The organism is Mucilaginibacter sp. Bleaf8, from assembly GCF_018390515.1.
Lineage (GTDB): Bacteria > Bacteroidota > Bacteroidia > Sphingobacteriales > Sphingobacteriaceae > Mucilaginibacter.
On sequence record NZ_JAHBBK010000002.1, the window covers coordinates 223,756 to 235,023 of the forward strand.

General features: G+C 42.1%; 7 protein-coding genes. 5 read left to right on the forward strand and 2 right to left on the reverse strand.

The window, feature by feature from the left end:
- Nucleotides 1-132 precede the first annotated feature (132 nt).
- The 4 genes from KHS38_RS09905 (at nucleotide 133) to KHS38_RS09920 (ending at nucleotide 8,146) form a co-directional block, all read left to right on the forward strand.
- Nucleotides 133-2,853, forward strand: coding sequence for a glycoside hydrolase family 2 protein (locus KHS38_RS09905; protein WP_213488404.1), 2,721 nt, complete (start codon nucleotides 133-135; stop codon nucleotides 2,851-2,853).
- 12 nt (nucleotides 2,854-2,865) lie between these two features.
- Complete coding sequence (locus KHS38_RS09910; RefSeq protein WP_213488405.1) at nucleotides 2,866-4,026, forward strand: beta-1,2-mannosidase; 1,161 nt, start codon at nucleotides 2,866-2,868, stop codon at nucleotides 4,024-4,026.
- A 447-nt stretch (nucleotides 4,027-4,473) separates the two neighbouring features.
- Complete coding sequence (locus tag KHS38_RS09915) at nucleotides 4,474-5,622, forward strand: TlpA disulfide reductase family protein (RefSeq protein ID WP_213488406.1); 1,149 nt, start codon at nucleotides 4,474-4,476, stop codon at nucleotides 5,620-5,622.
- A 196-nt stretch (nucleotides 5,623-5,818) separates the two neighbouring features.
- The gene (locus KHS38_RS09920) at nucleotides 5,819-8,146 is read left to right on the forward strand and encodes a GH92 family glycosyl hydrolase (RefSeq protein WP_213488407.1); all 2,328 of its coding nucleotides are present in this window, start codon (nucleotides 5,819-5,821) and stop codon (nucleotides 8,144-8,146) included.
- A 239-nt stretch (nucleotides 8,147-8,385) separates the two neighbouring features.
- Here KHS38_RS09920 and KHS38_RS09925 read toward each other — a convergent pair whose 3' ends face one another.
- Complete coding sequence (locus KHS38_RS09925; protein ID WP_213488408.1) at nucleotides 8,386-9,381, reverse strand: zinc-binding alcohol dehydrogenase family protein; 996 nt, start codon at nucleotides 9,379-9,381, stop codon at nucleotides 8,386-8,388.
- Nucleotides 9,382-9,572: 191 nt separating this feature from the next.
- Complete coding sequence (locus KHS38_RS09930) at nucleotides 9,573-10,580, reverse strand: SDR family oxidoreductase (RefSeq protein WP_213488409.1); 1,008 nt, start codon at nucleotides 10,578-10,580, stop codon at nucleotides 9,573-9,575.
- 20 nt (nucleotides 10,581-10,600) lie between these two features.
- On the opposite strand from KHS38_RS09930, the gene KHS38_RS09935 reads away from it, so the two are divergent.
- Nucleotides 10,601-11,026: a winged helix-turn-helix transcriptional regulator gene (locus tag KHS38_RS09935; RefSeq protein WP_213488410.1), complete on the forward strand. Its 426-nt coding sequence runs from the start codon at nucleotides 10,601-10,603 to the stop codon at nucleotides 11,024-11,026.
- Nucleotides 11,027-11,268 lie beyond the last annotated feature (242 nt).

The following is an 11,268-nucleotide window of genomic DNA, read 5'->3' on the forward strand; positions in this document are numbered from 1 at the left end:
ATCGTTTCGTAAACATTCAACTCTCTTCAACGATATATAATATCTCCTAAGTCTTATATTTCTTTTACGCTCGTGTGAGTTCAGGATGGCAATTGTGCTCTTATAGTACATAAGCCAATTGCTAAATTCTGAATGAAAACAATTTTATGGTGTATGCTAACCTATATTGCAACCTGTGGTATAGCATTAGCACAAGGAAGTGCCTCGCTCGTATCACATTCATCCGAAAACTCAGTTTTTTTGAGGTCTCAGAAATCCCACCGAGGCGCTTATTCGTGGCAAATGGTAAAGGCTGCCGACGCTCAGGCAGGTGGGGAAATCATCTCTACATCCAATTACAATACCGCACGCTGGACCAACGCTATTGTACCGGGCACGGTACTCAATAGTTTAGTTGCCAATAAAGTATATCCCGAACCTTATTTTAGTGATAACAACCGGAAAACAAATAAACTCATTCCCGACATTTCTGACGTTGGGAGGGCGTTTTATCATTATTGGTTCAGAACCGGGTTTGGCATCCCCGCTAGGTTCAAAGGAAAGCGGTTGTGGTTGAAATTTCATGGAATAAATTACCGTTGCGCCATTTGGTTAAATGGCCAGCGTTTGGGGCAGATGGCCGGTATGTTCAATGATCAAAGTTTTGACATTACCCGGATAGCTGAATGGAATGGCCATAACATTTTAGCAGTAGATGTTCAGCCGGTTGACAATCCGGGTACTACATTCAAGCCCGGTAAAAACAAGACAGGCGCCGTTGGTGAAAATCATAATGGGGGAGATGGTGAAATTGGAAAAGACGTAACCATGCTAATGAGCGTTGGCTGGGATTTTACAGCGCATGATGGCATACGTGACCGTAATACGGGTATTTGGCGCGATGTGGAATTATATGCAACAGGCGACGTGGTACTGGAAAATGCGTTTGTGAAAACCAAGCTTCCGTTGCCGGATACGTCATCTGCAAGTGAAACGGTTACTGTAGAAATAAAAAACGCATCCGCCAAAAAACAGACAGGAACGGTGTCTGGCGTTATTATTGAAACAGGAAAGCGCTTTAATAAAGCCATAACACTTTTACCCAATGAAACAAAAACTGTTCAGTTCTCGCCGGCTGAATACGCTGCCCTGAAGATTGCTAAACCTAAGCTTTGGTGGCCGGTTAATAAAGGAAATCAGCCACTGTATACTTTATCGCTTCGGTTCATCAGCGCCCAAAATAAGGTTTCACACAATTTGGTTTCCAAGTTTGGTATACGCGAGGTTCAGACCGATCAGAACACGCCCGACAAGTCGAGAAGGTTTCTGGTCAACGGCGTTCCCGTTTTTATAAGGGGCACAAACTGGATTCCGGAGGCTATGCTCAGAAACAGCGAATACCGTACGCAAGCCGAGCTGCGCTATACCCGGCAGGCCGGCCTGAATTTGATAAGACTATGGGGCGGCGGCATAGCAGAGTCCGATTATTTTTATCAGTTGTGTGATACATATGGGATTCTGGTCTGGACTGAATTCTGGGTTACTGCGGACACTAAGCTTCCGTCAGATACTGCAATGTATTTTAAAAACTTGACCAGTACCGTTAAGCGTATCCGAAATCATGCTTCGGTGGCCTATTATGTAGGTGCAAATGAAGGCAAGGAGGTTCCCGGCGCTGGCGTATTAATCAGCAAGCTTGACCCCACTCATGGCTATCAGGAACAATCAGAGTGCTGCGGTGTACATGACGGAAGTCCGTATAAGTATGAAAATCCAATGCAGTATTATGAAAATACGGCATCGCCCCGGGGCAGCCGCGTTGACGGGTTCAATCCCGAGTATGGTACACTCTCTACACCTGTACTTTCCTCTTTACAGCGCATGATGCCCGAGAAAGACCTGTGGCCCATCAACGATACCGTTTGGAACTACCTGGATGGCAATGGTTTTCATGGCGTAACTGGAAAATTTAGACAGGCTGTCAATAATTATGGCGAAGCATCATCAATTAAAGATTATGCACAAAAAGCGCAGTTGGTTGGTGCAATGAATTTCAGAGCAATATGGGAGGCGTGGAATTATAACAAATTTGGTTTTGGCGATCGATGGGCATCCGGGTTCTTGTTCTGGTATCATAACAGTGCGTTACCACAAACCGCTTCACGAATGTATGATTGGTACCTGGAGCCCACAGCCGCATTATACTATTCTCAAAATGGGTTAGCCCCGCTACACCCGCAGTTCGATTATTTAAAGAATACGGTATCTGTATACAACGATTATCGCAGGTCTTTTGCCGGTTACCGGGTCGAAGCAACCGTCTATGATTTCAACAGTAAGCCGGTTTGGTCTACCTCTTCGTCAATTAACATTCCTGCGGATGGGGTGGTAAAAGATGCCATTCAGGTTTCATTCCCTCAAGACATCACCAAAGTGCATTTCATTAAGTTAAAGTTGCTCGACAAAAGCGGTAAGCTGGTAAATGATGCTTTTTACTGGCGCTCTACTGACACTTATAAAGGAGCCTGGACGATGACCGGACCGGCCGTTTCGGGCTTTCAAGATATTAACAACCTGCCTGAAACGGATCTAAATGTTTCTGCAAAGAAGCAATTTATCGGCCGAAAACCAATCTTAAAGGTCGTGGTGCGCAATTCTTCTGAAAACTTATCTTTTTTTACACAGCTAAGAGTTCAGGACCGCCAAGGAAACAGTTATCCGCCCACCTACTTTTCAAACAATTTCTTTTCGTTACTTCCCGGCGAAGTAAAGCAAATCAATGTTGAAATTCCACTGATAGCAAGTAAAAGCGACCTCGTATTGGTTACCTCCGCACTTAACTCCAAAGAATACGTTACAGCAATCAAAAATTAAAGCAAGCCAGATATGATACATATAAAATTACAACATAGCTTATTTGTTCTATTGCTTACCTTGTTGGTTGGCGAACGTTCTTCCGCGCAAACTAAGAATGTATTGCCAGATTGGGCAATTGGTGGCTTTGTAAGACCTAAAGGCGTTAATCCCATCATTTCGCCCGATACTAATTCTGTATTTCTTGATCCAATGTCGAATACCAGAACGAAATGGGAAGATAACGATACGTTCAATCCTGCTGCAGTGGTTAAAGATGGAAAGGTGGTTGTTCTTTACCGCTCAGAAGATAAAAGTGGTATCAAAATCAGTACCCGTACCTCACGTTTAGGATATGCGGTTAGTAAGAACGGCCTTGAATTTAAACGAAGCGGCAAGCCCGTTCTGTATCCAGACAATGATGATCAGAAGGAATTTGAGTGGCCAGGTGGATGTGAAGACCCACGGGTAGCGGTTACGAAAGATGGTACTTACCTGGTTATTTACACCCAATGGAACCGCAAAGTGCCTCGGTTAGGCGCCGCTACTTCTAAAGATCTTATTCATTGGAAAAAGCATGGGCCGATATTTCAGGACGCGTTTAATGGTGAATTCATGAACATACCAACCAAATCAGCATCTATTGTAACGCAGGTTAAAAATGATAAGCAAACCATCATGCAAATCAATGGCAAGTACTTTATGTACTGGGGGGAAAGAAATGTTTATGCAGCAACGTCAGTAAATCTTGTTGACTGGACACCGTTGGTAGATGCTGAAGGGAAATTATTAAAACTGGCATCGCCGCGAAACGGGTTTTTTGATAGTGATTTTACAGAATGTGGTCCGCCGGCGATTATGACAGAAAAGGGCGTAGTGCTGCTTTATAATGGTAGAAACAGCAATGGCACTCGTGGTGATAAAAGATTTGGTGGGGGGGCTTATTCTGCAGGTCAGCTGTTATTTGATAAAAATGATCTGACAAAAATGATTGGACGCTTGGATGTGCCATTTTTTCGGCCTATGGAGGCATTTGAAAGGAAGGGACAATATTCCAGTGGCACAGTATTTATTGAAGGTATGGTGTGGTTTAAGCATAAATGGTTTCTTTACTATGGCTGTGCCGATTCAAGGGTTGGTGTTGCTGTTCACGATCCCAAAAAAAGAACTGCACCGGATCCAATTGAGGATTGAATAAAATAAATTATTCCATCTTTTCCGTGGAATAGGCAAATATCGTTAAATCATCCTTCAAACCCGCCTTAAATGATAGGAGAGGGCTAGGGTTCAAGCTTGTCGGGAGGCTGGTATTAGATCCAAAAGGTAGCGTTGTATTTAAGTTTGCTTAATTTCATCTTCTATCAGATAATCAGGATTATAAACTACGTGCTGCTTGTTGAATATTGAATTTAGATTATAAGAATCAGGTATAAAAACGAAAAAAAGGCTTTAGGCAATTTAAAAGCACTGTTGGTTATCTCAGATTCCTTACTGTTTGTGATTTGGACCCAAATCAGAAAAAAGTCGTTTTTTGGAATGGTAATTTAAGGCAATGAGCCTTGCTTTTTTAATTAAATACAGCTACTTTACCAACACGCTACTTCATATCGGCGGCAACAACCTAATCTTTCAAAGTTCAACATGAACAAAGTATTAAGCGCATTCCCTTTACTTATTTTATTTTCGCTGCAGACTTATGCACAAATTACTAATAGTCCCACCTATGTAATTAACGGCAACATTACCGGTATCGATTCAGGAAAAATATACAGCCTCTCGTCCGATAGAAAGGTGATCGACAGTGCTGATATTGTCAAAGGACAATTTTCCATCAGCGGAAAACTTTATTTGCCCGAACAAAAAGTATTCAGGCTCAACCCCGGACAATGGGAATTTGCAGCGTTTGTAGATGCCCCGCGTATCACCTTTGACATAGACACTGCCGGTGCAGAGCATTACTATTTTGCTGGTAAAGATTACCCCTTAATACGTCAAATTAAGGAGACCGGCTCTCCGTTCGCTGATGTTTACGATAGTTATCAAAAGGGAACAGGCTTAGCAGAACTTCTTTATTTCACCAGAAAATTGAGATTAGCCAAAAATGATTCTGTAGCCTATTTTAATGAAAAGGTCGATTCGCTTCGCAAGGCGCTTCCTCCAAAGTTTAAAATTTGGGTTGAAGACTATGTTCGACAACATCCTACATCCATTCCAGCAGTTTATATATTCAAAGAATATTTTCATGAATTAGGTAAAAATTCGTCTGTCTATTTGAGGTCGATTATAAGTCAGTTTTCCGGTCCAGCAAAGTCATCGGTTTATTATGAGTCGCTAATGAGTGAATTGTTACGATTGGAAAACATTCGGGTTGGTAAACCTGCACCTGACTTTACTTTACTAAAAAGAGATAATAATAAATTTAAGCTTTCAACAACACTGGGCTCTGTTGTTATGCTAGATTTCTGGGCAAGTTGGTGCAAGCCTTGTAGGGCTGGCATTCCTGGCTGGAAAAAAGTGTACGCGAAATATCATCAGAAAGGTTTCAATATCATCAGCATAACGGATGACAAAAGTTGGAAGAGCTGGAAAATAGCACTCGATCAAGAGAAAATGCCCTGGACGCAAGTTATCGATGACGCTCCACCGGGAACTTTATCAGGTAGAGTTGGTCAACAATATAACGTACATTCCCTCCCTTATTTTGTGTTAATAGATAAAAAAGGAAACATAATTATAGCCTCTGGTGATGAGCACGCGGTGAAAAAGGAAATTGCAGAAGTTCTTAAGTAAATGATACACCAAGTTGTTTATCCAAGAGAGGCAGGTTCCTTAAGATTGATTGCCAGCATTAATAATTGTAATTATTATACTTAGGTAAACACCCCCTTTACTTTAATATAAAGCAGGCTGGTTTCGGAGGCAGACTTAAATAAAACTTGCTACTTTAGCCTTCTTCATTTTATTCGCTTAGATTATTTGGAAGGTTATGAAACTTGTCACACTCGCAGTTATTCTCAATATTTTCTTTTTTTCGCCTTGTATAAAAGCACAGGAGCGCTCACAGACCAGCTTGGCTACATTCGTTGATCCGTTTATTGGAACGCAAGGCAATGGTAACACGTTTCCGGGAGCAACCTATCCGTTTGGAATGGTGAAATTAGGGCCTGATTGTGACGACTTAAGTACCAATATGGGGTACAAAGAAACAGGCAAGATAAGAGGCTTTAGTCACTTGCATGTTAGTGGTACAGGCGGTGGTCCCAAATATGGAAACATATTAGTCTATCCTTTTGCCGGTGATGTCAAAATAGAGGGATATGGGTCCGATAGAGGCAAGGAAACGGCTACGGCAGGGTATTTCTCTGCTGAATTGAAAGAATCGAATATCCTGGCCGAACTGACTGCTACACCTAAAACCGGGCTTCATCGATATACTTTCAACAAAGCCGGACAAACCGGGATACTGATAGATGCCGGAAGTATATTGGGAAAGCAGGCCTGCTGCCATGAGAATCAGAAGATGTTAGGATCTGAGATCGAAATACGATCGAATACCGAAATAGCCGGATATAACCGCGTTAGTGGAGGGTGGAATATCGGAGAACCGTTTACAGTTTACTTTTATGCGCAGTTTAATACACCAGCCAGTTCTTTTGGCACATGGAAATCAGGCGCCAAGCACCCAGGTAATAAAATGGAGTATGATTCGGGCGAACCTGTAGGCGCATGGTTCTCATTCAACAAGAATGCCCCACAACAGGTAGAGATGCGTGTGGGTATTTCATTCCTAAGCATAGGAAAGGCTAAAGAAAACTGTCAGAAAGAAGCAGCCGGTCTGTCTTTTGATCAGGCAGTGGCACGAGCTAAGGCCGAATGGAATAGCTATTTAGGCCGGATTGAAATAGCAACTACCGATAAAGCCGAAAAGGTGAAGTTTTACACGGCGTTATATCATACCTTGATGCAGCCAACAGATAAAACAGGGGAGAACCCTTTGTGGAAAAGTGACGCGCCCTATTTTGACGACTTCTATTGCATTTGGGATACCTACCGTACCAGCCACCCATTAATTACCCTTATTGCTCCTGAAAAAGAGTCGCAGATTGTAAATTCTTTAATCAATACCTACAAAAATGAAGGTTACCTGCCGGATGGAAGATCGGGTAACAGTAACGGCCGTACGCAGGGCGGAAGTAATGCAGATATGGTTTTGGCCGAAGCTGTCTTAAAAGATTTGAAAGGAATTAATTATGCAGATGCCTTTGAAGCTATGCTGAAAGATGCAGAAGTGCCCCCGGGGGGCGATGAGCGTAAAGAAGGGCGGGGAGGTCTGTCAGATTATAATACTATAGGCTATGTATCAACAGATTATGAGCGTGCCGGTACACGGACGGTTGAATACGCTGCCAACGACTGGGCGATAGCTCAAACTGCACTTAAATTGGGAAGAAATGAGGATTATAAAAAATATGCCAAACGAGCCGGCAACTGGGAGAACTTATGGAAACCGATTGATTCGGAAGGCGCAAGAGGATTTATCATGCCTCGAAAAGCTGATGGAACATGGGATGAAACCTTCCGCAACCGAACATGGCAGTATTATCTCGATTTTGTACCAAGCCAAATAGGCATCATCCCCTACAAGCAACTATCTGGTAAATATTTAGATAATAAGAATTTTACCGTGCTCTCTGCCGGAAACTGGTCCGATTTCTTTTATGAAAGCCATTCTTGGGAATATTCATTTTACGTACCACATGATGTGAGCCGGCTTATCGAAAAGTCCGGAGGAAAGGAAGCGTTCGTTAATCGACTGGATACTTTTTTCGTAAAAAACTACTATAACATTGCTAACGAACCCGGATTTCTGACCCCTCACTTGTATATCTATGCCGGGCAACACCACAAAACCGTACTCCTGTTAAACAAACTATTGAAAAAGTATTACTCGGAAAAAGCTGACGGCCTTCCGGGAAACGATGATTCCGGAGCCATGTCGTCTTGGTATGTGTTCAACAAAACCGGAATTTTCCCTAACGCAGGTCAAGATGTCTATCTAATCACGGCTCCCGGGTTTAAAAAAGTTAGCTTTTCCTTGGATAGCAAAACGAAACTGGATATAGTTGCAGAAAATTTTTCTCCTCAGGCAACTTTCATAAAGTCTGCCGAATTAAATGGTAAACGATGGAATAAGGCTTGGTTTAAGCATGCTGATATCAAGAAAGGTGGTGTTTTGAAGTTGGTTATGAGCGACAAGCCCTCTGATTGGGGTACAAAAGATCTCCCGCCTTCTCGCTCTGATGTTAGTCAATAATGAACAGGTTAGTTAACATACTCATGTTACTCGGTCAGCTATTTGATAAAAAGTTGATATGCATTAATTAAATATAGTCACGATTCAATCTTACAGATACAAGTAAGTAAATAATGTAAGGAGATTAAATCATGACTATTTTCAGCTTAACCGTAAACGTATTGGTATATCAATCAGGTTTTGAATATTCCCAATCGTTATTCTTCAGTGAGGTATGTTATTTTTGGTTATGATTCGTTTTAAACATTTACAACAATCTTTCCTATGGTGTTGCCCTGTTCAAGCAGGATATGTGCCTCACGAATATTATCTTCGCTTAAACCGGTAAGTGTTTGTTTGATAGGCGATTTGACTTTGCCTTCAATTACAAATTCGATCAATTCCCGAAGTATATCTCCCTGGCTTTCCTGATCTACCCCGAAAAGCGACTTGGAAAAAACCATCTCCAGGAGAACCGTCACAGATTTGTTCATCAACTGCGAAAGATCTATTCCGTTAACGCCCTCGATTGTCGCAAGATAGCCATATGGTCTGATCACCTCCGGCAGCCAGGATATCGCGCTTTTTAGCCCATTGACGGCAAAGACAAAATCAACCTGGTTAATTCCTTCGTCTTTCAGTTGCTTTACCACATCAGCATGGTGATCGATAATAATATCTGCTCCAAGTTCTTTCACCCAGTTTTGAGAGTCGGGTTTGGAAGCCGTTGCGATTACGGTTACGTCTGTCTTTGCTTTTAATAGCTGTATGGCCATTGAGCCAACACCTCCAGCGGCACCCAAAACTAAAACGGTCTTAACATCAGGGGGTAGGGCATTGTTAAAGCGGAATAAAGATTGATAAGCAGTCATCGTTGCTACCGGAGCTGCCGCTGCGTGGTCAAAAGGCGCAAAGTCAGGTATCTTCGCTACGGATCGGTAATCTGCTGCTACAAACTCGGCATAAGCCCCTTGTCTTGTCGTATCGCCTAAACCGAACACACGGTCGCCTGTGTTGAACCCTGTTACTTTCGTTCCTACTTGTTCTACCATACCGCTAAATTCATATCCCAAAATACGGTACTCACCTTCAGGGGCGTCTAAAACCCTTCTAAAAAAGGCCTCGCCCGGATTGACCCCGAATGCTTTGACACGGACTAAAATGTCTGTTTCTCTGATCTCCGGGTCCGCAACTTCTTCTAACCTGATTCCAAAGTCATTCAGGGTATTTTTTTGACGATAAACTAATGCTTTCATGATTATAATTAAGTAGGGTAGTTGACTAAGTTCAGTTCGGAAAGGCTGTTCCAATACCGTTTGCCCGATCCATCTGTTCCAAATTGCCGGTCAACCACATGTGTTACTTTTAATTTTTACTTGATAAAATTGAAGCGAAGTGGCCGGAAGGGCAAATTCTCAGCCACTTCATTTAGGTACCGGGCAATGTTCTAAGCCAAAGTTGATTCTACGTACTCCCTGAAAGTTTTGGTCTTTCTACCTAATAGCCGCTCTAAATCGCCTGATTGATGCTCGAATTCGTTTCCTTCGATTGCCAAAACCCAACTCGTTATAAATTCGGCTACATGACGGGGAGCTCCTTTTGCAACTATCCCATCAATATATTCTTCTGATGTAATGGTGGTAAAAGGTACAGGTTGGCCTTTTACTTCTGCGAGAATTTTGGCAATGTCAGCAAACGAAATTAGATTGCTGCCGCCCAATGAATAGGTTTTATTTTCGTGTCCCGGCGTAGAGAGTATTTCAGCGTGCGCTTCTGCCAATTCATCCCTGGTTGCTGGTGCCATTTTTCCGTTATTTGCCGGAACTTTTATCCCATTTTCATACGAATTGGGATCCAAGAAGAAGGATAAAGCGTCTGTGAAAGGCGGGTGGTATACAATGGTGTAGGTAAGCCCTGAAGATTTAAGTACTTGTTCCGTATAAAGGTCTGACTCGGTAACTTCGGGCATAATGCGTTGGGAACCTTCTTTGCGCATAATTGCCATATACACCACGTGCTTAACACCAGCCTGGCGTGCGGCCGTGATCGCATTATAATGTTGGGTAGATCGGTCGGTGAAAGCGACTGTACTTGTCAGCATTATTTTGTCAATACCCTCAAAGGCACGCACTAACGAATCATAATCAAAATAATCACCAAAACGCACTTCAATCCCCCTGGCAGCCAAGTCTTCCATTGGTTCTTTTTTCCGCGAAAGCCCGATAATTTGGTTAGCGGGAATCCCTTTCTTTAACAAATGTTCAACGGTAGCTTTTCCGATCAAACCGGTAACTCCTGTTACAAGGACTTTTTTACCTTGTAATTCTTTTGAATAGTCTGTCATCTTTTCTTTTATACTAAAATGATTAAATTTGCTTTTACTTTGCAAGTGCAAATATGTATTATTGATTGCAGTTTGCAAGCACAAATCTATATAACTACTTTTAATTTGCAAGTAATAAAATTAAAAAAATTATGAAATCAACTGAAAAGCGCTCCGATTGTCCTATTAGTTCATCACTGGATATTTTCGGAGATAGATGGTCGCTGTTGATTGTAAGAGATCTGATGCTTCATAAAACGCGTACTTACGGAGATTTTGCAAAGTCGGCAGAAAAGATAGCAACGAATATTCTAGCGAACAGATTACAGGTACTGGAGGATAATGGCATAATCATAAAATTACCCTATCCGGATAATAAGGTGAAGGGGCTCTATCAGTTGAGCCAAAAAGGGGTTGATTTAATACCTGCTTTGATTGAAATAGCCCTTTGGGGTGACAGATATGTATCCAATACAGAAGAATCTTCGCCTTTCCTGAAAGAAGTGAAAAAGAACAAGACGAAATTTCTGAAAAACATTATGGATAAGCTATCGGCAAACGATGATGCCCCCAATTAAATCGGGATCTATCAAGCGGAAAGAAGCTATCTGATTTTTGTTTGACTGCCTCTTCCGTTTGGTAGTTACATTAAGTCCTTTCTGTATGAAGCCATCAAGACTTTCATCCATGTGAGGGATTAGAATTGTTATACACGGCTGTCCAGCCTACCTGCAGTTGTTCAACTGCAACAACCTATTGATCTGCATTTGCTGCCATTCCAGTTTAACCAGCGAAACGTTTTGCCTCAGGATATGCATTA

Excerpts from the sequence above, each read along its gene's own strand:
- KHS38_RS09905 (WP_213488404.1), top strand. The coding sequence starts at position 133 with ATGAAAACAATTTTATGGTGTATGCTAACCTATATTGCAACCTGTGGT.
- KHS38_RS09910 (WP_213488405.1), top strand. The coding sequence starts at position 2,866 with ATGATACATATAAAATTACAACATAGCTTATTTGTTCTATTGCTTACC.
- KHS38_RS09915 (WP_213488406.1), top strand. The coding sequence starts at position 4,474 with ATGAACAAAGTATTAAGCGCATTCCCTTTACTTATTTTATTTTCGCTG.
- KHS38_RS09920 (WP_213488407.1), top strand. The coding sequence starts at position 5,819 with ATGAAACTTGTCACACTCGCAGTTATTCTCAATATTTTCTTTTTTTCG.
- KHS38_RS09925 (WP_213488408.1), bottom strand. The coding sequence starts at position 9,381 with ATGAAAGCATTAGTTTATCGTCAAAAAAATACCCTGAATGACTTTGGA.
- KHS38_RS09935 (WP_213488410.1), top strand. The coding sequence starts at position 10,601 with ATGAAATCAACTGAAAAGCGCTCCGATTGTCCTATTAGTTCATCACTG.